20 protein-coding genes and 4 tRNA genes are annotated in these 25,881 nt (G+C 41.7%); 6 read left to right on the forward strand and 18 right to left on the reverse strand.

Annotated elements, in window-relative coordinates; all coding sequences use genetic code 11:
* Position 1: 1 nt before the first annotated feature.
* Both ACYP5M_RS15590 and ACYP5M_RS15595 read right to left on the reverse strand, forming a co-directional pair.
* A complete protein-coding gene (locus tag ACYP5M_RS15590; RefSeq protein ID WP_434168220.1) occupies positions 2 to 1,510 on the reverse strand; it encodes a pyridoxal phosphate-dependent decarboxylase family protein in 1,509 nt (502 codons plus the stop codon).
* 7 nt (positions 1,511 to 1,517) lie between these two features.
* Complete coding sequence (locus tag ACYP5M_RS15595; protein ID WP_101223952.1) at positions 1,518 to 2,870, reverse strand: aspartate aminotransferase family protein; 1,353 nt, start codon at positions 2,868 to 2,870, stop codon at positions 1,518 to 1,520.
* 256 nt (positions 2,871 to 3,126) lie between these two features.
* Between ACYP5M_RS15595 and ACYP5M_RS15600 the strand changes: the two genes are divergently transcribed.
* The 5 genes from ACYP5M_RS15600 to pepT all read left to right on the forward strand — a co-directional run bounded on the left by ACYP5M_RS15600 (position 3,127) and on the right by pepT (position 9,463).
* Positions 3,127 to 3,810 carry a polyphosphate polymerase domain-containing protein gene (locus ACYP5M_RS15600; RefSeq protein ID WP_459735233.1) on the forward strand — a complete coding sequence of 228 codons (684 nt, stop codon included), beginning with the start codon at positions 3,127 to 3,129 and terminating at the stop codon, positions 3,808 to 3,810.
* Between the two features lie 32 nt (positions 3,811 to 3,842).
* Entirely contained in the window at positions 3,843 to 4,538 is a 696-nt protein-coding gene (locus ACYP5M_RS15605; RefSeq protein ID WP_459735234.1) for a DUF4956 domain-containing protein, read from the forward strand.
* Between the two features lie 69 nt (positions 4,539 to 4,607).
* A complete protein-coding gene (locus tag ACYP5M_RS15610; protein ID WP_459735235.1) occupies positions 4,608 to 6,329 on the forward strand; it encodes a CotH kinase family protein in 1,722 nt (573 codons plus the stop codon).
* Between the two features lie 293 nt (positions 6,330 to 6,622).
* Entirely contained in the window at positions 6,623 to 8,086 is a 1,464-nt protein-coding gene (locus ACYP5M_RS15615) for an alpha-amylase (RefSeq protein ID WP_101223956.1), read from the forward strand.
* Positions 8,087 to 8,227: 141 nt separating this feature from the next.
* Positions 8,228 to 9,463 (forward strand): peptidase T, encoded by a 1,236-nt coding sequence (pepT, locus tag ACYP5M_RS15620; protein ID WP_459735241.1) that lies wholly within the window; start codon positions 8,228 to 8,230, stop codon positions 9,461 to 9,463.
* 59 nt (positions 9,464 to 9,522) lie between these two features.
* Here the strand turns inward: pepT and ACYP5M_RS15625 are convergent, their stop codons facing one another.
* Together ACYP5M_RS15625 and ACYP5M_RS15630 are read right to left on the reverse strand one after the other, a co-directional pair.
* Positions 9,523 to 11,592, reverse strand: coding sequence for a catalase (locus ACYP5M_RS15625; RefSeq protein WP_459735236.1), 2,070 nt, complete (start codon positions 11,590 to 11,592; stop codon positions 9,523 to 9,525).
* A gap of 337 nt (positions 11,593 to 11,929) precedes the next feature.
* The gene (locus ACYP5M_RS15630; RefSeq protein ID WP_452445202.1) at positions 11,930 to 13,378 is read right to left on the reverse strand and encodes a DEAD/DEAH box helicase; all 1,449 of its coding nucleotides are present in this window, start codon (positions 13,376 to 13,378) and stop codon (positions 11,930 to 11,932) included.
* 293 nt (positions 13,379 to 13,671) lie between these two features.
* Here ACYP5M_RS15630 and ACYP5M_RS15635 point away from each other — a divergent pair, with 293 nt between their 5' ends.
* Positions 13,672 to 14,004, forward strand: a complete 333-nt coding sequence (locus tag ACYP5M_RS15635) for a heme oxygenase (RefSeq protein WP_230176032.1) — start codon at positions 13,672 to 13,674, stop codon at positions 14,002 to 14,004.
* Between the two features lie 61 nt (positions 14,005 to 14,065).
* Here the strand turns inward: ACYP5M_RS15635 and rlmN are convergent, their stop codons facing one another.
* From rlmN to ACYP5M_RS15705, 14 genes are all read right to left on the reverse strand, one after another.
* The gene (gene rlmN, locus ACYP5M_RS15640) at positions 14,066 to 15,133 is read right to left on the reverse strand and encodes a dual-specificity RNA methyltransferase RlmN (RefSeq protein ID WP_101223960.1); all 1,068 of its coding nucleotides are present in this window, start codon (positions 15,131 to 15,133) and stop codon (positions 14,066 to 14,068) included.
* A gap of 79 nt (positions 15,134 to 15,212) precedes the next feature.
* Positions 15,213 to 15,692 (reverse strand): 23S rRNA (pseudouridine(1915)-N(3))-methyltransferase RlmH, encoded by a 480-nt coding sequence (gene rlmH / locus ACYP5M_RS15645; RefSeq protein ID WP_101223961.1) that lies wholly within the window; start codon positions 15,690 to 15,692, stop codon positions 15,213 to 15,215.
* Positions 15,693 to 16,054: 362 nt separating this feature from the next.
* Complete coding sequence (locus ACYP5M_RS15650; RefSeq protein WP_101223962.1) at positions 16,055 to 16,216, reverse strand: CxxH/CxxC protein; 162 nt, start codon at positions 16,214 to 16,216, stop codon at positions 16,055 to 16,057.
* Positions 16,217 to 16,392: 176 nt separating this feature from the next.
* Positions 16,393 to 17,613: a S1C family serine protease gene (locus ACYP5M_RS15655; RefSeq protein ID WP_434168225.1), complete on the reverse strand. Its 1,221-nt coding sequence runs from the start codon at positions 17,611 to 17,613 to the stop codon at positions 16,393 to 16,395.
* 272 nt (positions 17,614 to 17,885) lie between these two features.
* Complete coding sequence (locus tag ACYP5M_RS15660; RefSeq protein ID WP_076368488.1) at positions 17,886 to 18,680, reverse strand: MBL fold metallo-hydrolase; 795 nt, start codon at positions 18,678 to 18,680, stop codon at positions 17,886 to 17,888.
* Between the two features lie 6 nt (positions 18,681 to 18,686).
* Complete coding sequence (locus ACYP5M_RS15665; RefSeq protein ID WP_101223965.1) at positions 18,687 to 19,484, reverse strand: two-component system regulatory protein YycI; 798 nt, start codon at positions 19,482 to 19,484, stop codon at positions 18,687 to 18,689.
* Positions 19,471 to 20,802 carry a YycH family regulatory protein gene (locus ACYP5M_RS15670; RefSeq protein ID WP_377394638.1) on the reverse strand — a complete coding sequence of 444 codons (1,332 nt, stop codon included), beginning with the start codon at positions 20,800 to 20,802 and terminating at the stop codon, positions 19,471 to 19,473. The genes ACYP5M_RS15665 and ACYP5M_RS15670 overlap by 14 nt, the downstream gene beginning before the upstream one ends.
* Positions 20,799 to 22,631 (reverse strand): cell wall metabolism sensor histidine kinase WalK, encoded by a 1,833-nt coding sequence (walK, locus tag ACYP5M_RS15675; protein ID WP_434168226.1) that lies wholly within the window; start codon positions 22,629 to 22,631, stop codon positions 20,799 to 20,801. The genes ACYP5M_RS15670 and walK overlap by 4 nt, the downstream gene beginning before the upstream one ends.
* A 5-nt stretch (positions 22,632 to 22,636) precedes the next feature.
* Positions 22,637 to 23,344: a response regulator YycF gene (yycF, locus tag ACYP5M_RS15680; RefSeq protein WP_034316131.1), complete on the reverse strand. Its 708-nt coding sequence runs from the start codon at positions 23,342 to 23,344 to the stop codon at positions 22,637 to 22,639.
* 281 nt (positions 23,345 to 23,625) lie between these two features.
* The gene (locus tag ACYP5M_RS15685; protein ID WP_459735237.1) at positions 23,626 to 25,044 is read right to left on the reverse strand and encodes a peptidoglycan DD-metalloendopeptidase family protein; all 1,419 of its coding nucleotides are present in this window, start codon (positions 25,042 to 25,044) and stop codon (positions 23,626 to 23,628) included.
* Between the two features lie 412 nt (positions 25,045 to 25,456).
* Positions 25,457 to 25,529: transfer RNA gene (locus tag ACYP5M_RS15690), tRNA-Phe, on the reverse strand.
* A 29-nt stretch (positions 25,530 to 25,558) separates the two neighbouring features.
* A tRNA-Asp gene (locus ACYP5M_RS15695) sits at positions 25,559 to 25,634 on the reverse strand.
* A gap of 23 nt (positions 25,635 to 25,657) precedes the next feature.
* Positions 25,658 to 25,729 (reverse strand) — tRNA-Glu (locus ACYP5M_RS15700).
* An 8-nt stretch (positions 25,730 to 25,737) separates the two neighbouring features.
* A tRNA-Lys gene (locus tag ACYP5M_RS15705) sits at positions 25,738 to 25,813 on the reverse strand.
* Positions 25,814 to 25,881: the final 68 nt, after the last annotated feature.

Here is a 25,881-nt window from a genome sequence, read left to right on the forward strand (position 1 = left end):
TTCATTCCTCCATCATCTTGAACATTTCACCTAATACTCGAATTTCGTCTAAAATTTCCTCTATGTGTTCAAGCCTCGTCATTGGATTCAATAGTGTCATTTTTAAATATACCTGGCCTTCAAAACGTGTTTTTGCTAAAAATGCACGTCCGCTTTTCAGTAATTCTTGCTGAATCTGTTTATTTAATAGATTTACTAACTGTTCACTTTCTCCTTCGGGATTATAACGGAATACAACCGCATTCAATTCAGGTTCTTTATTCAATACTGTGAACCCTTCCTCTTTATCGATCTTCACAGCCACTTCACGTGCAAGGTGACAAGTATAGTCGATCATTTCGGCAAAGGCATCCAGTCCAACGACCTTCAATGACATCCAGAGTTTCAGTGCGTCGAACCTTCTCGTCGTTTGAACCGATTTATTGACTAAGTGAACCATGCCCTCCGCTTCATCTTCCTGTGGATTCAAGTAATCGGCGTGATGCTGGATATATTGAAATGAGTTGCTGTCAGAGACAAGAAAAGCACCGCAACTGATGGGTTGATAGAATAATTTGTGAAAATCGACCGTAATCGAGTCCGCCCGTTCAATTCCGCTGATTAACTCTTTGTAATCCTTACTTAAAATCATCGCGCCTCCATATGCGGCATCGACATGCAGCCATATCCCACTCTTCCTTGCAGCTTCGGACAATTCGTGTAACGGATCGATTGAACCAAAATCCGTTGTTCCACAAGTTGCAACGATGGCAAATGGCAGTAAACCCTGTTCCTCTAAATGCAGCAGCTGTTGATTTAATTCAGCTACGGACAGACGGTGATTTGAATCCGTTTTAATCGTGATTACGGCCTGTTCACCAAGCCCCAGCTGTGCCGCTGATTTACGAACCGTAAAGTGGGCAGCCTCGGAGCATAAGATCCGCAATTTTTTCGCCTCGACCGGCAAGCCATGCTGTTGAACGTCAACACCCCAGAATTTCTTACAATAAGCGTCCCTAGCCAATAGCAGGCCCATATAATTAGATTGGGTTCCACCGCTTGTGAAAATCCCATCCGCTTGTTCCGGCAACCCTACCTGACTGCAAAGCCAATCTATTAAACGCTCTTCAACGAAGGTTGCCGCCGAGCTTTGGTCCCATGAATCCATGGATTGATTCAACGTACCGATAATCATTTCGGCAGCCACCGCAGGTATTAATGTCGGGCAATGCAAATGTCCGATACAAGCAGGGCTATGTACATTGATGCTGTCATTAATAACAAACTCTTCCAGCTCATCCGCTACCGCTTCAAGTGTCTTCCCTTTTGGAGAAGCGAGTGTCAGCTCGTTTAATCTTGCTTCGATTTCATAGGGTTTTTTCCCAGAGTATGGTGAATTATTCCCGTTTAAAAAGCTGGTCAGCTTTTTTTCAATGATGTTTAATGACTGGCTGTAGTTATTGAAGCCTTCTTCGTTATTCAGGAAAAATCGAGAATAGGCAAAATCCGTTTTATTTATCATTTCGATCATTGATCATTCACCCTCTTGCAACAGCTGCACGAACAGCTTGTTCAAAAATTGCAGTGGCCTCGCGAAGCTGGGATTCCGTAACGATCAATGGAGGCAAGAACCTCACTACACTTCCATGTCTGCCGCCAACTTCGAGAATCAACCCTCTTTGAAAACATTCCTGTTGAATGGCACTGGCAAGTTGCGAATCAGCAGGATGGCTCCCATTCGCATTTTGCGGTTCTTCATGATTGATCATTTCCACACCGATCATTAATCCCCGGCCCCTGACATCCCCGATCTGCGGAATATCTTTTTGCAAATCTTTAAGAATATCCTTTAAGATTTCTCCCATTTTAGCGGCATGCTCCACAAGATTCGTCTCTTTCATGTATTTTAAAGTTGCTGTTCCCGCTGCCATCGCCATTTGATTTCCGCGGAATGTACCGATATGGGCACCTGGAGACCATAAATCCAGCTCTTTGTTATAAATAACCACCGATAATGGAAGACTTCCGCCTATTGCTTTGGATAGTACAAGAACATCCGGAACGATACCTGCATGTTCAAACGCAAACATTTTCCCTGTACGGCCGATACCTGATTGAACTTCGTCGATGATTAGCGGAATGCCCTTCTCTTTCGTTATTCTCCTGATTTCCTTAAGCCATGGAATTGGAGCTGGAATGGAACCTCCCTCGCCTTGTACTGCCTCCAAAATCATTCCGGCAGGCGCCAATAATCCTGATTCGGGATCGTTCAATAGATTTTCGATATACTGGCTGCTGATTTTATGGCTTTCTTCTCCGCCTATTCCAAAGGGACAGCGATATTGATAGGGATATGGCAGGAATTGTACATCCGGCATCAACCCTTGTATTTTTTCCTTTGGCTTTGTATTGCCGCTGATTGACATCGTTGCATGCGTTGCCCCGTGGTAAGCTCCTTGGAAGGATAATATGCTTCTATTGCCTGTCGCTGTTTTAACCAGTTTAAGTGCTGCCTCAATGGCATCTCCGCCAGTAGGACCACAGAATTGAATTTTTGCATTTTTCCTGAATTCCTCAGGCAGGCATTCAAAAATTTCATCGACGAACTGCTCTTTGATCGGCGTCGTAAAGTCCAATGTATGTAAAGGACGCTTATCCTTAAGAACTTTTTCCATTGCTTCAAGCACAGCCGGATGATTGTGTCCGAGCGCTAATGTTCCAGCCCCGGCAAGAAAATCAATATATCGTTTTCCATCCATGTCCGTTAGGTAAATTCCCTCCGCTTGATCGATCGCCATGGGTAATCTTCTAGGGTAAGATCGGGCATTTGATTCCCTTGTATTTTGTTGTTCCAGTAGTTGATCATTTTTTGTAAGCATATTCGTTACCATAGTGAACCTCCATGTATTGAATTAATTGAGAATAATTATCATTATCATGGACCTTATTCTAATGATAATGATAATTATTCTCAATGAGTAAATTCACTCATTTTTCTTCTAGTAAATTCCAATAAAATTAAGAAAAGGTTAAAACTGGGGCCTATTCTCTATTAATCTATTGAATATAAAAATGTTGTTAAGGTTTTATTAAGATTCTGTTTATAAGCTGAATGCAGTCAAAAATCAAGGAAAGGGAGGAACAACAATGAATGGTTTAAAGGGAAGGCGGGAGCTCAAACATGCAATCACCAAGGCGGATTGTCATTTATTAAGAAAAAATCTGCAAAACTTCATGAGGCTTGATCCGCATGGGCTGGATGGGAAATATTTAATTCGAAGTGTCTATTTCGATAACTCTGACAATAAAATCCTGCGGCAAAAAACAGAAGGATTCTATCACAGGGATAAGTTCAGGGCTAGACTTTATGATCACAATACCGATTTCATCAATCTAGAAAAAAAGAGTAAGCGGAATAACCTTACCTATAAACAGAAGTGCAGGCTTTCTGCCGAGGAATACGAACGGATCCGTTCTGGGGATATAGATTGGATGTCCGAAGATTCAAGGGATATACTCAGGGACTTATACGTTCAAATGACCCTTTTCCAAATCAAGCCGACAACCGTCGTTGACTATGAAAGGGAGGTATTCATCTATGAGTACGGAAATGTGCGGGTCACCTTTGACAGTAATGTGAAAACGAGCTATCGGGATACGGACTTCCTGAATCCCGAATTAATCGTGGTTGATGCTTTAGACCCGAATTGTGTCATCCTGGAAATAAAGTTTGACGAATTTCTTCCGGATATCATCAAACAATTGTTATCCATCATCGATACTAGAAAAACGGCTTTTTCAAAATACCAACTAAGCAGAAGATACGGCTGATTGAGCAAACATAATATTTGGAGGAATAGTAAATGGATACGACGACAACTAGCACCACCTTTAATGATATTTTCAAATCAAGCTTTTTGGACAAGACCGAGAGCTTTTCAATCATTGACTCCCTAATTGGATTACTGTTGGCATTTGCCATCGGGTTGTTCATTTACGTCATTTATAAGAAGACCTTTTCAGGTGTGATGTACTCACACAATTTCAATATATCCCTCATCATCATGACAATGGCCACGGCTTTGATCATCATGGGCATCTCAACGAATATCGTTATCTCCCTTGGTATGGTCGGTGCACTCTCAATCGTACGATTCAGAACGCCTATCAAAGATCCCATGGATTTGGTCTTCCTATTCTGGGCAGCGGCCTCCGGGATTTTATGCGGGGCAGGACTAATTCCGCTGGTTATTATCGGTGCCATCTTAATAGGTATCGTCATGCTCATATTTGCCAATCGGATCACTGTTGAAAATCCATTTTTATTAATCGTTAAATATTCAGATGCTTCAATTGAAAAAACGTTGGAAGAAATGATAGCCAACAAGGTGAAAAAGCATTCCGTCAAATCGAAATCCGTCATGGCGGATAATAACCTCGAAGTGACATATGAAATTCGATTAAAAGATAATAATGCCGAATTCATTAATCAAGTCAAGGACATGAACAGCGTTCACTCTGCCATCATGTTAAGTTATGATGGCAACTTCACAGCTTAAGATAGATGGCGGACATAAATATCCATGCCCACCCCTCTATATAAGACTACAGGAGGAAGGAGCCAAGGCATGTTAAAAACAAGATATGTTGTAGCGACCATTGGATTATTGATAATGATTTTTATAGCAGTGATGTTCTTCCTTCCCAATCTTCAAGTTGAAAAAGCCACTAAAGGAAATACTTATACAGAATCTGTATTTGATCAAAGTAAGGTGACAACCGTGGATATAACATTGGCTGATGAGGATTTGGATTCCATCCTGGATAACCCCACTGAAAAGGAAATCGTTAATGCCGATGTAACGATAGATGGGGAGACGGTTAAAAACGTGGGATTTCGCACCAAGGGAAACCTTTCCTTGAATTCCGTTGTTCAAATGGGAGATTCCGATCGTTACAGCTGGAAGATAGACTTTGATTATTATCAGGAAGATCAAGATTTTCACGGCCTGAAGAAGTTGGCCCTAAACAATAATTACAGTGATCCAACCTATATGAGAGAATACCTTTCCTATGAATTAATGGATAAGATGGACATAGCGACTCCAGGACATTCCTATATGTACGTGACCATCAACGGAAAGGAATGGGGCCTTTATCTAGGGGTGGAAGCTATAGAAGAAACCTTTCTAAATACCAACTTCACTGATGGCACAGGCGATCTCTATTATCCGGATGGTACGGGAAGCGATTTAAAGTGGATCAGCGAAGACATTGATGACTACACAGGATTAAACTTGAAAACAAACGATAATTCGGACCAATCCTCCATGATCAAAATGCTCGATGCCATCAATAATGGCGGGAATCTGGAGGAAGTCCTGGATGTCGATGAGATGCTGCGCTATTTCGCAGCCAATACTGCCCTTGTCAACCTCGATCACTATCAAGGAGATAAAAAGCACAATTACTACCTGTATGAAGAGAACGGGGTCTTTTCGATATTGCCCTGGGACTATAATATGTCATTTGGCGGTTATTCCGGAGGCGGCGGGCGACTGGCGGGCGACTCTGATCAAGAAACCGCTGACCAAAAAAATGGAACGGCTGCTGAGGGTAACGCCGATGCCGCTAAGCAGGATGACAAGGAATCCCTTGGAGGGGCACCGAATATGAACGGTGGCGGAATGATGGATATGAGCTCAAATTTCATGAATGAAAGTAATATCAACTTCAGCATTACCGAGCCTGTTTCAGGTACAACCCTTGAAGAGCGCCCTTTATTGAATGCCCTGCTTTCCAACGACAAGTACCGTGAAAAATATTATGATTATCTAAATGACATTGCCACAGATTTTTTCTCTGAAGAAAATATGACAGCAATGACCACTGAAATTACTAAATTGATCACATCATATGTGAAAAAGGACCCGACCAAGTTTTATACTATGGACGAGTATACAGAAGCAACGTCAGGCGAGGAAACCCTGGTTGACTTCGCTGTCAAACGTGCTGAATCAATATTGGCACAGCTTTCAGGAGATCTGGTCGTGAAAGCCGAGACAGAAAGCAGTATGGGCGGCGGAGCTCCTAATATCGGCGATGACGCAAATGCAGGCCAGCAACCGCCAAACATGGGCGGCGAGAATGGGGCTGCGATGCAGCCACCGGACATGGACCGGGGCGGGAATGGTGCACCTCCTGGTTTAACCGGGAACATGGCCCAAAAGGGGGCAGGTAACAGCGCCTCATCAAAAGATACGATCATTCTATCTTCCGTGCTTCTAATCTTACTATTAGGTGCAATGGCTTTCGCCCACTTCTTTAAACGAAGAGGTAAAAAAGGATAATAGACTTACGAAAAACTGAGGTATCCCTAAAATTCGGGATACCTTTTTTGAATGGCGTATAGGCATTCTCCGGGTTATTCCTCCACATTTGAATTATTTTTAGCTACTAATCAATATAAAATACCCTTATTTGGTATAAAATAGTAAAATAGAGAGGTAAATGAACCTCTATCCTGAGGATTGTTCACTTGTTTATCATTTGATTTTAGTGGGTAAAGATTTCCATTATTACTTTATCCGATCGCATTAGTTTCACTTTTGTTAAAAACAGGTCGGTGTCAGGGGGGGAACGGATGAAAAGAAATCATACGATGATGCAATTTTTTGAGTGGCATCTTGAGGCAGATGGTTCTCATTGGGAAAGATTGAAATATTCAGCCTCAAAGTTGAAGGATATAGGAATTGACTGCGTTTGGCTTCCGCCAGTCACCAAAGGGCAATCCGTTGGGGATAATGGATATGGAATATATGACGGTTATGATTTGGGGGAATTTGACCAAAAAGGAACCGTTCGTACCAAATACGGAACCAAAGATGAATTGCTGCAAGCAATAGCCACCTGTCATAACTACGGACTTTGCGTTTATATCGATTTAGTCATGAACCATAAGGCAGGAGCTGACGGAACCGAAAAATTTGAGGTGATTGAAGTCAATCCAGACAACCGTATGGAAGATATTTCAGAACCATTCGAAATGGAAGGCTGGACCAAATTCGATTTTCCGGGACGTAAAAATAAATACTCTGACTTTAAGTGGAACCATACTCATTTCAATGGTACAGACTATGATGCCGAAAACGACAAAATGGGTGTATTTCGCATCACAGGCGAAAATAAGCACTGGAATAAGCATGTCATCGATGAATTCGGAAACTACGATTATTTAATGTTTGCCAACATCGATTACAGCCTGCCGGAAGTTCGTAAGGAAATGATTAGCTGGGGAAAATGGATGGTTGATACGTTAAAGTGTGATGGTTTTCGTTTGGACGCCGTTAAACATATCGATTATGAATTCATCAACGAATTTCTCCAAGAACTCATTCCTTATACAAAGGAACATTTTTTCATGGTCGGCGAATTTTGGAAGGCGGACGTTAAAGCCTGTCAAACTTACTTAGAGCAAACCAATCATGACCTCAACTTGTTCGATGTTTCCCTGCATTATAAATTTCATGAGGCCTCAAACGCAGGAACAGACTTCGACCTCTCAACCATCTTTGATGATACCCTCGTCCAAACCAATCCAGCAGAGGCTGTCACTTTTGTCGATAACCATGACTCCCAGCCTCATGAATCACTGGAGTCTTGGGTAAAGGACTGGTTCAAGCCATCGGCATATGCACTTACCTTGCTTAGACTTTGCGGTTATCCGTGTGTCTTTTACGGAGACTATTATGGAATCGGCGGACCTTCTCCGGTGCCTGGGAAAAAGGATATCCTGGATCGCCTATTATTCGCTAGGTATGAAAAAGCTTACGGAGAACAAACCGATTACTTTGATGATCCAAATACAATAGGCTGGGTCCGGCACGGAGTTGAAGAGCTAGAAGGCTCGGGGTGTGCGGTCATTATCTCTAATGGAGATCACAACAGTGAAAAAAGGATGTTCGTCGGTGAACATCGGGCTGGTGAAATCTGGAGTGATTTAACCTATCATAGAGATGACCACATCACCATTGAAGAAGATGGGTTCGCGACATTCCCCGTTCATGGAAAAAGCGTATCCGTATGGGCCTTGAATAATCCACTCTAAAAAGAGATAGCAAGGAACGGCATGTCTTTTGCAGATATGCTGTTCTTTGCTGATTACACCACCCAAGAAGATTTGGAAAAAGATAATTTTTCCATTACGGTCAATCATGGTAAGATAAGGGAAAAAGGAGTTGAAGGAAAAGTGAAAAATGAAATCATTGAAAGATTCACTTCTTATGTGAAAGTGGATACCCAATCGAATGAGGAAAATCCCTCATGCCCTTCTACACCCGGACAGCTGACCTTGGCAAATGCACTGGTCAAGGAACTTCAATCCATTGGGATGAAGGATGTGACAATTGATGGGAACGGCTATGTCATGGCAACCTTGCCAGCCAATTCAAATAAGGATGTCCCGACAATCGGTTTCTTGGCCCATGTCGATACAGCAACGGATTTCACTGGAAAAGATGTAAAACCGCAAATCGTTGACAACTATGATGGCAAAGATCTTACTTTACATGAAAAATTGGATGTCATTCTTTCACCTGATGATTTTCCTTCGCTTAAGAACTATAAAGGGCATACCTTGATTACGACGGATGGGACAACCCTGTTGGGAGCAGATAATAAGGCTGGAATTGCCGAAATCATGACTGCCATGGATTACTTGATTCAGCATCCGGAAATCAAGCATGGAAAAATCCGTGTTGCTTTTACTCCCGATGAGGAAATCGGAAGGGGACCCCATAAGTTTGATGTAGATGCTTTTGGTGCCCAATTTGCCTACACCGTGGACGGCGGCCCACTTGGAGAACTTGAATATGAAAGCTTCAATGCAGCATCGGCCAAAATCCTGATCAAAGGGACGAATATTCACCCTGGTACGGCTAAAGGAAAAATGGTCAATTCAGCCAAAATCGCAATGGAATTCCATAATAGGCTCCCAGTGGCGGAAGCACCGGAATATACGGAGGGTTACGAAGGATTTTATCATCTGCTTTCATTTCACGGTGATGTGGAAGAGACCAAGCTTTCTTACATCATCAGGGATTTCGACCGCCAAAAATTTAATGACCGCAAGGAATATATAACAAAAGTAAGCGAGGATTTAAAAGAAAAATATGGGCAAAACCGGATCCAGCTTGAATTACACGACCAATACTTCAACATGAAGGAAAAAATTGAGCCCGTTAAGGAAATCGTGGATATTGCCCATAAAGCAATGGAGAAACTCGATATAAAACCGAAAATCTCACCAATACGCGGTGGTACGGACGGTTCTCAATTATCTTATATGGGACTGCCAACACCCAACATCTTTACGGGCGGGGAGAACTTTCATGGCAAATATGAATTTATTTCCGTCGATAATATGATACTGGCCACTAAGGTTATCGTTGGCATTGCATCGCTTTTTGAAGAAAAGGCAAAGTAGCATGATACCTGTTTATTGAAAAACCCCCAGACTCCAAGTCTGGGGGTTTTGATTCAATATTAAGCGCGTGTCCAGTGACGGTGCTTGGCAATTGCCTCGATAAAGGCATAACCACTATTTTTATCCGTAATAGCTACAATGCCTCCGGCTGGATCATTGGAAACGATGCCTGCCTTCGATAAGATCTCGGCTCCTTCTTTTCCCGCTCCAATCGCTTTGAAATGATTGTAGGCTTCATCAACAAAGTAAATGGGTTCCTTGGACGCCTTTAAGGCATCGACACTCTCCTGGCCTCCTGCCACATATACAGCATCGAAAAGTACCGAATCGGCTGTCAGGAATGTCTGATTCACCTCGACCTGCTGTCCTTCAGAACTTGTAATCAATCCACGATTAATGCTGATGATTTCAGCCGTTATACCTGCAGATTTAAATGATTCCAAGACTTGATCAACCTCCGGCCCGTTGAAACCATCTGCGGCCAGGATTGCCACTTTTCTTGTTGCGGCCGTGTTCACTTTCATTTGCTCCTGGCTTAAAGCTGGAGAAGCCAAGTCCATTTTGACCTCACTTTTGTTGGATGGAGGCTTCACGCCCACTCCAATAGCGATCGTTTTGGCCAGTTCGACATCTACATTGCTGAACATCTCGACAATTTGCTGCTGAACGTCCTTATTTTTCACTTTTCCCACTTCAAAGTGGAAAGCCTGTATAATATGCTCCTTCTCCACTTCCGTCATGCTATTCCAAAATAGTTTAGCCTGGCTGTAATGATCCTTGAAGCTTTCACTGCGCTGCCGGACCTTTCTGCCATCGACTTTTTCCTGGTAATGTGCATAGCCGCCTTCCTCTTCCGAAGCAGGTTCAGGAGAGTTGCCTGCAAGGGAATTTTTGTGGTAGCTGACCGGCCCTGGATTTATTGACATTCTGTGCATGCCATCGCGCTGATTATTATGAACGGGGGCAACCGACCTATTAATCGGAAGCTCATGGAAGTTCGGTCCTCCCAATCGGGATAGCTGGGTATCGGTGTATGAGAATAAACGTCCCTGAAGCAGCGGATCATTTGAAAAGTCAATACCAGGTACAACATGCCCCGGATGGAAAGCTATCTGTTCCGTCTCTGCAAAAAAGTTATCCGTATTTTGGTTCAAAACCATTTTTCCGATTATTTTAACCGGGATTTGTTCTTCCGGCCATAGTTTAGTAGGATCAAGGATATCAAAGTCAAATTTGAATTCATCTTCTTCCTTAATCATTTGGACGCCAAATTCAAATTCAGGATAATTTCCGGTATCTATCGCTTCCCACAAATCTTGGCGGTGAAAATCAGGATTCTTCCCTGCAATTTTCTGTGCCTCATCCCAGACAAGGGATTTAACTCCCAGTACAGGCTTCCAATGGAATTTTACGAAATGGGCCACGCCCTGCTCATTTACAAAACGGAATGTGTGGACACCAAACCCTTCCATCATCCGGAAACTTCTCGGTATGGCCCTATCAGATAGATGCCACATGACCATATGTGCCGTTTCTTCATTGTTGGCTACGAAATCCCAAAAAGTATCATGGGCAGACGCGGCCTGAGGTATTTCATTATGAGGCTCCGGTTTAACCGCATGAATTAAATCCGGGAACTTAATGGCATCCTGGATAAAAAATACCGGAATATTATTTCCGACCAAATCATAGTTTCCTTCCTCCGTATAAAACTTTGTAGAGAATCCCCTTACATCACGGACCGAGTCTGCCGAACCTCGGGAACCTGCCACAGTGGAGTAACGAACGAATACTGGTGTCTTGACTGAAGGGTCTTGAAGAAACTTGGCTTTTGTATATTCGGTCATCGGTTCATATACCTGGAAATATCCATGTGCACCAGATCCCCGCGCATGGACAATCCGCTCAGGAATACGCTCATGGTCAAAATTAGTCATTTTTTCACGAAAATGAAAATCCTCCATCAAAGTTGGACCACGGGTTCCCGCTTTCAAAGAATGCTCATCCTCAGAAACACGCAAACCTTGGTTAGTCGTCATCTTTTCCCCATTATCGTCCACTCGATATTGATCCAACTGCCGCTGCTTACTTTGCTCATCGATTCTTCCGCTTTCATTTGCTTTCGTCATCCCACTCAATCCCTCCATGTCTATGAATTCAGATTAAATCGTGTTGTATGTATTTATTGATTCATAATAACTGCATTATCCTTCCTCATATACCACTCTGTTTTGATGGATAAACAGAATTCAGAAAAAGAATCTTAACTACCTCATTAAACAAAGGTTATTATTCCTGGACGGATCATTTTGGCGTGGGTCGGATTATTCTGGAGGTAGGTCGAATTCTTCCCGGGGTAGGTCGAATTATGTCTTAGATAGGTCGAATTCTTCCTGTCCCCAGTTTTGAATAAAAAGAAGCGGGAAGACCGACTTTGGTCTTCCCGCTTCTTACATTCAACACCCTTTAGTTCTTAAAGGCCTCTGAAACCTTCAAAAGTTTGCCTTTTACTTTCGTATTTTTCATCACTTTCAAGACAAGCGGTCCCTTTTCATTCAATATTTCCACATAAGAAACATTGTCCTGAATCGTAATGATCCCGATGTCCTCTGCATTCACTCCATCAATCTTAGCGATGGTTCCGACAAAATCCACAGCCCTGAGTTTCTTTTTCTTGCCGCCATTAAAATACAGCTTCATGATTTGTTTATTCAATTGTTCGCTTTTATCTTTTTTGATCTTTGGACGAGCTTCCAATTTCGCTTCGAATTCCATTTTTTTATTGGAGACTTCCTCTTTTGAAGGAACAGCCATCTTAGGGATTTCAAAACCGATATATCCTTGGATTTCAGCAAGGAATTTATCTTCGTACGGCGTCACAAAAGTAATGGCCTTTCCTTTTTTGCCGGCACGGCCCGTTCTTCCAGTCCGATGTACGTAACTTTCCTTTTCCAATGGCAGGTCATAGTTAATCACATGGGTTATATTGTCGATGTCAATTCCACGTGCAGCAACATCTGTCGCAACCAAATAGCGGAATTCACCTCTTCTGAATTCATTCATCACTGCAAGGCGATCTTCCTGAAGCATGCCGCCGTGAATCATATCACACGGATATTCCAGCTCCAGCAGTTGTTCACATACTTGGTCCACCCTGTCTTTTGTCCGGCAGAAAATGATGCAGCTATCGGGGTTTTCCGTGATGGTGACGTCCCTAAGCAGGGAAAACTTATCATCTTCCTTCACTTCAATAAGAGCATGTTCAATTTTCTCCGTCGTTAATCCCTTTGCTTTGATTTCAATATCCAAAGGATCTTTCATATATTGCTTGCATAGCTTTTTTATACTCTCAGGTAACGTAGCAGAGAACAGCATGGTTACTCTATCTTTCGGAAGCTCTTTAATAATGGCTTCCACTTGTTCAATGAAGCCCATATTCAGCATTTCATCCGCTTCATCAATAACTAAATGAGTTAAGCGTTCCAAGGCGAATGTCCCTTTTTCGATATGATCCAGAACACGTCCCGGGGTTCCAACGACTACATGGCTTTTTTGTTTCAATTCCGCTTTTTGGAGTGCGAATGGATGTTTTCCATAAACCGCAGTAGCCTTTATCCTCTTAAATCTGCCAATATTCGTGATATCCTCTTTAACCTGCACGGCAAGCTCACGTGTCGGTGTTAAAATAAGTGCCTGAGGCTTATTCTCCTCCCAATCGACCATTTCGCAGATCGGTATGCCGAATGAAGCGGTCTTGCCGCTTCCCGTTTGTGATTTAACGACAAGATCACGCCTTTTCAGCGCCACTGGAATCACTTCACGCTGCACCTCGGTTGGATGTTGATATCCCAAGCTTTCTAATGCCCTTACAATTTCATCGCTTAATGTATAATCAGTAAAACTCAATTCATTCATATAACAGCCTCTTTTGTTGTTTAGTATGTTGCCTTATTGTTTCCATAATCGTAATTTCCTTATACAGAGTTCTATTATACGCGATATGCATCGATAAACCTTGTAATATCCAAATCCAATTACCTTATTTCAATATAATGTAGCGTCCGTCTTCATTAAAACAAGGGTCATCAGGATCTCATGATCCGAGTTAATCAAAATGGACCCTGCTTCTTTCAATATGCTAAAATATGTATGAAATTGCGGAAAATAGGGTGTAGATTCTAACCGAAGTCCAAGAGGAGAGCTGATTTATGATAATCGTAACGAATAGAATCAGAGTCAAAAAAGGGATGGGCGCAGTCATGGCCCCAGGATTTACTGCACCAGGTCCACTTGATACTATGGAAGGCTTCGTAAAAGTTGAAGTATTATTAACGCAGAATTTGTCGGATTACGATGAACTGAGCGTTAATATGTATTGGGAAAACCTTGATAACTTTACTGCTTGGAGAAATAGCGATGCATTCAAAGCTGCACATAAACGGCCTGAACCTGGTTCCGGTGATGCAAAAAAAGAATCTCCAATTCTAGGCAGCGAGCTTACAACGTATGAAGTCGCCTCGGTAAAGGAAATAGCCAAATAATGAAATCACGCCAAAAGAGGCCGCAAAATATGCGACCTCTTTTTGTTTTATCTTAATGGATTTACTTAGCTTCAGCCTTCTTGATTTGTTTGCTTCTAAGCTGACCGCAAGCCGCATCAATATCCGTTCCATGTTCTTGGCGAATTTTACAATTTACGCCTCTCTTTTTCAGCGTATCATAAAACGAGAGAACGGACTCTTTTTCACTTCTTTGGTATTGACTATGCTCATCTACAGGATTATATGGGATCAGATTGACATAGAGGCGATGTTTTTTGTCCTCAAGTAGATTGGCGAGTTGCTCGGCTTCTTCTTGGTGGTCATTGACATCTTTCAATAGGATATATTCAATCGTAATTCTCCTATTCGTTTTCTCTAAATAATAATCAAGAGATTTCATCAACTTTTCTATCGGAATACCTCGATTTATTTTCATGATTCGTGTCCTGAGTTCATTGTTCGGCGCATGCAATGAGATGGCCAGATTCACCTGTAATTGGGTATCGGTGAATTCATAAATCTTATTGGCAAGACCGCTCGTCGAAACAGTAATGCGCCTAGCCGCGATGGCAAGACCCTTATGGTCCATGAGCACCTTCAAAAAGTCTATCATATTTTCAAAGTTATCGAACGGTTCGCCAATACCCATTACAACTACATGGCTTACAACATCCCCTTGTTCCAATTTATCCAGATGCAGTTGAACGTTCATGATTTGTTCCACTATTTCCCCGCTGGATAAATCACGGCTTTTGGCCAATAATCCACTGGCACAGAAACTGCAGCCAATATTGCAGCCCACTTGGGTGGTGACACAAACTGAAATTCCGTATTTATGTCTCATCATAACCGTTTCGATAAGGTTTCCATCCTGTAATTTAAACAGAAACTTGATCGTACCATCTGCTGATTCTTGCTTAACGTGCTCAGTCAAAGTCTGGATGACAAAATGCTCTTCAAGTAATTTTATGCAGTCTTTATTAACATCTGTCATCTCAGAGAAATTCGTCACACGTGTTCTATAAAGCCACTCCCAGACTTGGGAAGCTCTGAATTTTTTATGGCCATGGTCCAAAAGCCATGCTGTCAATTGTTCGAATGTTAAACCATAAATGGACTCTTTATTCATTCGTTACCCTCTTTTCATTACATTAAAATTTAAAATGTTAACTCTTTAACCTTACGGGGAATTCCCCCGGAATCAGTTCTTATTTATGATACGGTTCATTTCTATTTATCCGAAAAGCCCGATATATCTGCTCCACTAGAACCAGTTTCATTAATTGATGAGGAAAGGTCATTTTCGAGAAGGAAAGGGCATAATCACTTCTTGATAACACCTCGGTGCCAAGCCCAAGCGACCCGCCAATGATAAAAGCAATTTTGCTCTTTCCATAGGTGGCAAGCTGATCCATATGAGTGGCCAGCTGCTCTGAAGTAAGCTGTTTTCCACTGATCTCAAGCGTTATTACGTAGGTGTCCGGGCTGACTTTCGCCAGGATTCGTTCACCCTCTTTTTGCTTTACAATGTCCATGTCCGCTGCACTCAGGTTCTCCGGAGCTTTTTCATCCGGTACTTCGACAAGTTCTATATTAGCATAGGCGCTTAACCTTTTTGTATATTCAGCAATTCCTTGCTTTAAGTATTTTTCCTTTAGCTTGCCAACAGTAATAATCGTTATTTTCATATATATCCTCTAGCTTTCATTAATGTTTTTACTATCAATTGTTGGATTTGCCTACCTATTATCATACCTTACAGTGACCTATAAGCAAAACAAGCATATCCTTTCCAATTTTTTAAAAAATAAAAACCGCTGCCCCTGAAAGCGGCAACGGTAACTTTCATTATTTTTTAATGTATATTGAAGAAATTGGGCTGGACTTAGTTTGGATTTATGGTAGATTATTCGTACAACCAAAAGCTTGATTTAAACAATTCAACCCTCCAGTTTATTCTTCGGAAAATGTTAAGAACAGGTTACAAACATGTTATCCACAAAAGTTATCCACATATCCACAAAATCTATCCACATCTTGTATGGGAATATTAGTTCCCTACTAGATATATTGCCACGTTTCGACAATATTCACAGGTTGTTGATAACTGGTTTTCTTCGGAAACCAGCGTTAAAACAGGATAGGTTTCACATTCGTATACCACTTCATCCAGCGCCATGTCCACGTGTTCCTGACAGCAATATAATTTCATCTTTCATGTCTCCTTTCCTCTTCATTATTCCCAGTACTTCCATTCCCAATTATCCACAAGTTACTTGAGATTCTTAATTTCAGGATATATCCACAGGTAATCGTAACAAAAAATAAGAAAAGCGCAAGGAAATAGAAAGGACAGCAGGCATTTTCTGCCCCCTGTCCTTTTATGCTTTAAATTTCGCTGCTTGAAAGCGTGACTTCCGTAGTCTCTTTCTTTCCGTCACGGTAATAAGTGATTTTAACTTTATCACCGATTTGTTTTTCATTGTAAAGGTATTTTCTTAATTCCACGACATCATGGATTTTTTCATTATCCATTCCAACTACGACGTCAAATTCCTTCAATCCTGCTTTGGATGCTGGTGAGTTGCTTTGAACGCCTGTTATCGCAACGCCAAATGTAACTTTCCTTGGCAGCTTTAATGTATTTTGTTGATGGTATTGGGAAATTTCTTCTACAGATGCCAAGTTCACACCCAAGAAAGCACGTTTCACTTCACCAAATTCCTCTATATCATTAATAATCGGGATAACTGAATCGATTGGGATGGAAAGACCGATTCCTTCCACTGCATTTTCTGCAATCTTCATCGAATTTATTCCGATGACCTGCCCTGACATATTAACGAGTGCCCCCCCGCTGTTACCAGGATTAATCGCTGCATCAGTCTGAATGACCTCCGCATTCCAATCCACTTGGCCGTCCTCATTGATATCCACCTCTATCGTGCGCTCCAAACCGGAGATGATCCCTTGTGTGATCGATCCAGAGAATTGAAGGCCTAATGGGTTACCAATGGCAATTACGGGCTCACCAGGTTTCAATTTGCCGGATTTTCCGAATTCTGCAATGGTTTTGATTTTATCACCATTCACGACAATGACGGCTAAATCTGTCCATGGGTCACTGCCTTGTAATTCAGCTGGCAATTTAGTGCCATCACTTAATGTCACTTCCAGTTCATTAGCGCCTTCAATGACGTGATTATTCGTGACGATATAGGCCTTGCCGCCATCTTTTTTGTAGACGACTCCCGAACCTGTGCCGGCTTCTGCCGAACTGTCCTCGGCGTTGTTCCCTTGACCCCAGAAGTTCGTTTCCTGAATGTTAGTGATGCCGACCACTGCGTCGCTGGCTTTATCAACGGCATTGGTGACGGCACTTGTTACATCAACAGTAAGGTTTTGCTGAGCCTGCTCCGTGGACTCACTTCCCGTTGATTTTTCCGTTGTAATTTCGTTATCATCGTTATTTAACAGTCCACTTCCCGGAAAGGCTAATAAAATAAGTAAGGCCCCGATAATGGCGCCCCCCAAGCCTGCTAGAAAATAGCTCGTATGGCTCTTTTTCCGTTTATTTTGGTTCTCATCATTCTGATCATAATAACCCAAGACCGCCCCATCCTCTCATTTTAGGAATGAATTATAGCAATTCTATTGTTTGGTATCCTCCCTCAATTATACTCAATTACCGAAATTTTTCTAAAAAAATGCATGCTTTTATTTAAGGGAAACTTAAAATTGACTAATATACAGCCATTCACCTTTTACCTATACAGTTCTAACCAAACGATACCCCTTTTAATCCGATTCGTAACTTACGATTCGAAATTATTAAAAATAAAAAGGAATGAACAAGGTATCCCTCATCCATTCCTTATATTTTATAATGTAACAAGTTCCGTTGGTCTTTTCGGGTCAGTATCATATAAGGAAAACTGTTCCCCGACAATGATCCCCTTTGTCTTTAACGTTTGTTCCACCGACATTCTTGCTAGATCCTTCATATTGTTATCTAGGCTTAAGTGGGCCAAGTAAATCCGCTTGGTCTTATCACCAGCCACTTCACTCATGGCTAGGGCGGCGTCTTCATTACAAACATGTCCGACATCACTTAAAATTCGGCGCTTGATGCTCCATGGATATTTTCCCATCCTCAGCATGGACACATCATGGTTACTTTCAAATACATATGCATCGGCATTAGAAATGATTCCTTTCATCCGATCACTTACGTACCCTGTATCGGTAATGACCACAAGTTTTTTATCTTCATGATGAAAGACGTAAAACATCGGCTCTGCCGCATCATGTGAAACGCCAAAAGATTCTATATCAAGGCTGCCGAATGTTTTGACCTGTTCCATTTCAAATGTGAATTTTTGTTCGGTTGCAATTTCACCGATTGATCGATCCATGGCATTCCATGTTTTTGCATTCGCATATATCGGGAGTTTATGTTTTCTGGCAACCACGCCAAGACCTTTAATATGGTCGCTGTGTTCATGGGTAACAAGGATACCGGATAGCTTTGACATATCACGGCCTATATCCTGAAACAACGCTTCCAGGGCTTTACCGCTTAAGCCGGCATCGACAAGGAATGATTGATCCTCCGTTTCCACGAAAAAGGCATTTCCTGTACTCCCGCTTGCGAGAACACTAAAATGCATTGTCATCTATACTCACTCCAGTATTTTTTCTTCTGTATTCAATTCAATGACCTCTCCATCAAAAGCGTTCACGAAGAGATCCGTTTCGTCATCAATGACCACCCACCATGTTGGCACAAGTAAATGTGACACAGATGTCGTCTGCAGCGAATTGTAAAAACCTAATTTTACATTCGTGACTTTGCTTTTGGGGGCGATATCACCATTATCATACAATTCTCCAATAGCAGTTAAAGCAGATACCAATTCTTTAGGTTTGTTGAATTTTTCGATCCCCTCTAAATACATCTGTTCATAGGAGACGATTTCACCCTTCTTGTTCAGATATAAAGTGACCTTCCCCTTACTATTATTATAAAACATCTTTTTATCTGCCACCTGATAGCAGATTATGGTCTGGCTGATTTCATCATAGCTCCAAAAATGATACTCACTTCCATTTAATATATACTCCTTCAGGAATATATCCACGTCTGCAGCATTAATTTCCGCTTTCATGCCAACCGGTATCTTAAATGTACCCACAAGGTTCTTATCATCGATGATTTTTGCTTTTTGATTCTTTAGGTGCTGTATATCTTTCTTCTCGAAGGTCTTGCTTTGGGCTATCAGGAATTGATCCTTCAACTTTTGTTTCGGAAGTGGGGTTTCTATTGAAATCTCATCTTCTTTCAAAAGTTCATCCGTAAGAGGCTCCGTAAAGCTTTCTAATTGGGAGTCATTAATCTTTTCCAGGAATTGATAAAGAAGAAAAATATTCAAAATGAAGAAAACCATGATGAATATCGACTTTGTATTATTCCAATCCACTTTGATCGCCTCCTTCTTCAAAAGGCACAATAAACCATTTATCGCCTACACGATAATACCAAGTGGGTTCTAGTGTAACTAGAGTCACAAGTTTGGAATCGAGGGATTTATTCAATCTATAACCAATCGAGATGTCCTCCACGCTTTTGAAATCGATATTATCTTTCGATTTCAGCTGTTTCAATACTTCTTTTCCGCTTGCTAAGGTCACTGCGGCTCCTTCTGACGGGAGGACTGAGTCAAGTGAAAAGTACGGGCGGTCATAGCTATAAATTTCTTCTTTCCCCCAAATTTGCTCGATTTCAGTCATTCCGTAATCATTGAAGGTTGGATAACCATTCACGAACAAGCGGAATACCACTCGTTGTTCAATCTCAGACATGTAGGCAAAGCGGTAATTGTTATCTTCCCAACCAGCATGATCATTGATGAAATCGATGCTTTTTTGCAGAAGGTCACTGGAACTGCCGATAAACTTGCTCTTTTGTGCCGGATTGATATAAGAAATTAAGTAATTCTCTTTATTGACCGTCATTAGTCTTGTTCCATCCGTGTATTCCTCACCGACCGAAACGGATTCCTGGCGTACGAACTTCGGATAATTAAATAATGCATTTTTCAAGTTTCCAATATCCAAATAGTCAATATAATACTCAAGTCTGTTGATCTCCACTGGATTTTCCGGGACGAACAGCGTCCTTTTGCTGTTTATCGTTTCGGCCGTGTATTCAGGGTGCTTATCGTAGGAATCCCTATAAAATGAATCCATGAAATTCCTAAGTTTTTTAGAGTTCACCATGCCTTGATAAATCTTCTCTTTATCGTAGGAAACAAAATAAACGGCAGATTCATTTCCGCTGATATCCTTTTGTTTAATGATGATTCGGTCAAATGAAAATTCAGGCACTTCCTTATCCGTAATATTCAATACCGTTTTATAAAGAGCGATGGGTATATCATCGGAAAATTCGATTTCAATCGACCCATCTTCATGGACAAAATCATCAAATTTCCTTTGCAGCCTGTTTACGGATACCTCTTTTAAGCCTCTGAAACGCCATTGCGTAAATTCTTTTTCCATTTCATTCATTTCTGCCGGATTGGAAGTCTGGAAATGCTGCCCATTACCATGGAAAAGGATACTGACTGGTTTAATGACATCACTGACAATCTGGACATCGCTTTTAATCTTTATAAATTCCGACGATTGTTCAAATGGATCATATTCAGGCTCGTAAGTCCAAATGCTCCATGTCAAAAAAATGCTTGTCCCAACCAAAATAATCAGTATGATACTTTTTGCACGTTCAAAATTCATGACCAATCATCCTCTTCTTCCTGTTCGTAAGGAAGTGTAAAGAACACGGTAGTTCCTTTTCCATCCACACTTTCCGCCCATATTTTCCCGCCATGCGCCACGACCATCTCTTTTGCAATCGCTAAACCAAGCCCTGTCCCGCCTAAGTTACGGGCCCTTGCTTTATCCACACGGTAGAAGCGGTCGAAAATTTTATCAATGACGTTTTTCGGGATACCCACTCCTTGATCTGTAATGCTCACAATGATAAAGCCATCAGATGCCCTGACGCGGAAAGTCACTTGACCCCCTTCAGGTGAGTACTTTAATGAGTTGGAGATTACATTATAGAGAACCTGGGTAATTTTATCTTCATCAATATCCACAAAATAAGCTTCCTTCGGCAAATCACGCTTAAACGTGATGTCATCATTTTTCGTCATTTCAAAACGATCGATGATGTGGTCATAGAATTTATTGAAATTCACCCAGCCTGTTTTAAGCCTGTAATCTTTACTGTCCATTTTCGAAAGCTGTAACAGATCATTAACAAGCCTGATCATCCGCTCCGTTTCATTTTGGGTAACACTTAAAAAGGATGGAGCGATCTCCTCGTCCTTCCATGCACCTTCAGCCAATGCCTCCAGGTAACTTCTCATCGTCGTTAGAGGAGTTCGCAATTCATGTGATACATTGGCAACAAATTCCCTGCGTTCACTCTCGATTTTTTCCTGCTCTGTTATATCATGCAAAACAGTAATCAAACCATTAACGAATCCCGTTTCCTTTTGAATGACCGAAAAGTTCCCCCTCAAAATGAAAGGCCGGTTTTTTTTGCTGTAATCAAGTATTACGGACTCTCGCTCTTCCAGTAAATCCTCAAATTTATACTCTTCTTCAAGACCCAAAACCTCAATGATCGGTTGATTCATGACGGTTTCACGCGAGACATTCAATAATTGTGCCGCCGGTTCATTAATCAAGTTCACCCGACCGCGCCTGTCCGTTGAAATTACGCCATCCGTCATATTGGCAAGTACAGATGATAGCTTACGCCGCTCTCCTTCTGTACTTGATTGCGACTCTTGAAGCTTTTTGGTCAAATTATTGAAAGTGACGGCAAGCTGGCCAATTTCATCATCGCCATATACCCTGACTTTTCTGGAGAAATTCCCTTTCGCCATCACCAGTGCCTGTTTTCTCATATCAGACATTGGCCTAGTGATCGTTCGTGCGAGCAGGATCCCCAAGATGGCCGTAATGACTAAGGCGATGGCCGTACCCGTCATGAAGATGCTATTGATTTCATCCATCTGCTCAAAGACATTTTCCATCTCAGCTATTACATAGACGGCGCCAATGACCTCCCCATTTGCTTCAACGGGTGTCGAAAGGACCCAGAGCCGTCTGCCTGTTTTCTTATCCCGGAATATATCATTATCTTCTTTTCCATAAATGAGCGTATTCTTAATAAGGACCTCTGTTGTCTTCTTCCCTACAATATCCTGGTTACCTGGGGCTGAAGTTCCGATCACGCGTCTGCTGCGGGTGTCGATGACACGTACTTCCGAAATATCATTCGATGAATTATCCCGGTCTCTCAATATCGTATCAATCGCTTCTTCGAGGGTTGGATCTTCCTCTCCCCTCTCTTTTTCCATTTCTTCACCAATGCTGTAGGTAAGCAGGTTAACGTGGCCTTTTATCGATTTCGTAAAGTTCCCAACAAGATTTTCTTCCAATTCCCCAACAAAATATACCCCGATTATTTGCATTGCTACGAAAATGAGCAAAACATAAATCAGAACAAATTTAAAATGGATTGAGCGAAAAAAACCAACCTTTTTCATAGAAACTACTCCTGTTCAGGGTTACGCAGGTAATAACCGACCCCTCTTCTAGTTACAATCCAGCCAGGATGGCTTGGATTGTCTTCAATCTTCTCACGAAGACGTCTGACCGTTACATCGACCGTCCTCACATCCCCGAAATAATCATAGCCCCACACGGTTTGCAATAAATGCTCCCTTGTCATGACCTGACCGATGTGCTTCGCTAAGTAATGAAGCAACTCAAATTCGCGATGCGTCAATTCAATCGTATCGCCCCGTTTGGAAACCACATAGGCATCCGGATGGATTGTGAGCGTTCCTATCGTAATTTCCTTCGGTTCATTTTCTTGATCGGGAACCGGAACAGCTTGCTGACGTCTTAGGTTCGCCTTAACGCGGGCAATTATTTCCCGGGTACTAAATGGCTTTGTCACATAGTCGTCTGCACCAAGCTCCAATCCTAAGACCTTATCTATCTCTGAATCTTTTGCCGTTAACATGATGATCGGCGTTTCATACTTCTTCCTTACTTCCCTGCAAACTTCCATCCCATCGCGCTGCGGCAGCATGATATCAAGTAAAATCAAATCAGGTTGCCGTTCTTCTACCATTTTGAGGGCTTCATTGCCATCATAAGCACAAAAAACTTCATAGCCTTCTTTTTTTAGATTGAATTGTAATATATCAGCAATTGGCTTTTCGTCATCCACTACCAGAATCTTTTTATCCATGTACTTATCTCCTTTTTAATAACTGAACTGAATCTATTAAAAACCGTGTCCTTATCCGGGACCTTATTCACTTTTCCTTCTGCTTGCACCAATCTTCGCAACCTAGTTCAGCAAACTTACATATATATACCCAATAAAAGGGGCTGAACACCGGAAATGAAAGCAAATTGTCTCTATTCTACTTTATCATTTTATAGGCATTAAATCACCTTTTTCCTATTATTCTCATCTATTTATGAAGCAGAAGAAGTCTTCGAATATTTTTCGAAGACTTCCACCGGTTACTGACTTATAAAGTTTAGCGGATTAACGAGAGACCCATTTTTATATATTTCAAAATGGAGGTGGACACCAGTCGAGTGCCCTGTTGAACCCATCATGCCGATTTTCATGCCTTTTTCAATCTTTTGTCCTGCTTTTACATCTATTGAATCCAAATGGGCATACACTGTCTTATATCCATTATTATGATTGATCGTTATCTTATTTCCATATCCTCCGGAGTTTCCTGCAGTTTCGATTATCCCATGATCTGCTGCCGTTATTGTCCTGGTGGTTGGCCGGGCAATATCAATACCTTTATGAAGTTTCCCCCATCGCTGGCCCTGCTTACTGGAAATATAGCCCCCATCTGCAGGCCATGAATATGTACCGCTTCCCTGTGAAGGAATGACCTTGGTGCCTTTTCTGGTGATTTCTGTTTTGGCTTTTTCCGTGACTTCTTTTTTTACGATCGTTTCACTGATTTTCTTTCCGTTTGTTTCAGATACATTATAGGTGAACGCAAGAATTCCCTCATTCCCTATTTGTTCAGTAATGATCTCGCCCTTAAGGAGTTCGTCATCCTCCTTCACTTTCTTTTGAAAAGGAATTCTCTCTTCCTTAAATACTTCTCTTTCTACCATTACGTTCAAATAGGGGGTACGCTGGGTCACATAGAGACGTTCGCCCTCTTTAACATCTTTGTTCTCATCCTGTCCCGGATTCAGCTCCAGCAGTTGATCCAGGTCCATATCATGCCTAGTGGCAATGGCTTCAAGATCTTCATCTTCCTTAGCCTCATAGATTGTCGTTTCTTCCTTTCCTTCTTCTATCATGGAGAGGGTTTCATCGACGCTCTTGATTTCGTCTGGATATACCATTGTCTTTATAGACGTAACTGGAAGTGAAAATTCGATGTCCAGAATTCTACTTCCTGACTCTTTTAACGGATCCAAATCTTTTTCACTTTCTTTTTTACCTGATTCGTATTCAGCGTATTCCTCTTCATCTACATATAATAAAGTGATTTTCTCCAGAACGTCCTCGGCATCTTCCTTTGACGCAACATAAGCGACCGCCTGATTATCTATGTCGATTTCATACGCCTCTGCCTTCACATTCAACTGATCTTGAATTCCCTTAACAGCCTGATCCTCTTTTACCTCTTCATCGAATACCTCTTCAGGTACAAAAGTCAGCTGTGCCTCCTTATCGAATGTAAAGTCAGGATAGTCTTCCTGTGCTTCTTCTACTTTATCGGCTACGATCTTTTCGATCTCCGTTTCATCCGTGACACTTCCGACGAACTCATCGTTAAGATAAACATGCTGTATGGTTGCAGTTTCCGGTAGCCCAGCAGCAGTTGCCCGATTTCCTGCAAGCACTAAAATGACGGAAACCATCAACAGGATGATCCCCTTACCTTTTGAGCTAAACATATATTGTCCTCCTTAACGGCTCAGTCACCAATTAAGAAACTAATCAAATTTATTTCGAGTTTTATTAGTCCATTTTAAATATCAACATGCTCATGACTGATTGCTATAATGATTTTTTATCACTCATAACTCTACCATATTAAGAAAAAAAACAAGAAACAGACTTCATAATGTAATAGAACTGTATAAATGGTGACAACATGTACCAATAAATATGGTAATGGGAAAGTTTCAATAAACTGCAGAAAAGGGAGTGGACCTAAGCCCAGCAAGGCTAAAAGCGGTTTATATGACGAATTGGTCTAAATTGGTATGTTACAAAACGTTAACAATCCATTAACAGTATTTCATTCAAAATACATCTGAATGCAAAACAAAAAAACGCCCTAAAGGAAAGGCGTTTATTAAAGGATGGCTCAGGACGGAATCGAACCGCCGACACAAGGATTTTCAGTCCTTTGCTCTACCGACTGAGCTACTGAGCCAAATATTCTATTTTAGTATAAAAATAAAATGGCGGTCCCGACGGGAATCGAACCCGCGATCTCCTGCGTGACAGGCAGGCATGTTAACCGCTACACCACGGGACCAGTAAAGCATTTATATAAAGAAGTGACCCATACGGGATTCGAACCCGTGTTACCGCCGTGAAAGGGCGGTGTCTTAACCGCTTGACCAATGGGCCGGAAAAAATGGTGAGCCATGAAGGATTCGAACCTTCGACCCTCTGATTAAAAGTCAGATGCTCTACCAACTGAGCTAATGGCTCGTTCTAATGAAATGTTTCTTTGCATGATGTGAACTTAACATCTGCAGCTTGTTAATGGCTTGTTCTAT

Source organism: Peribacillus sp. N1 (assembly GCF_054600815.1).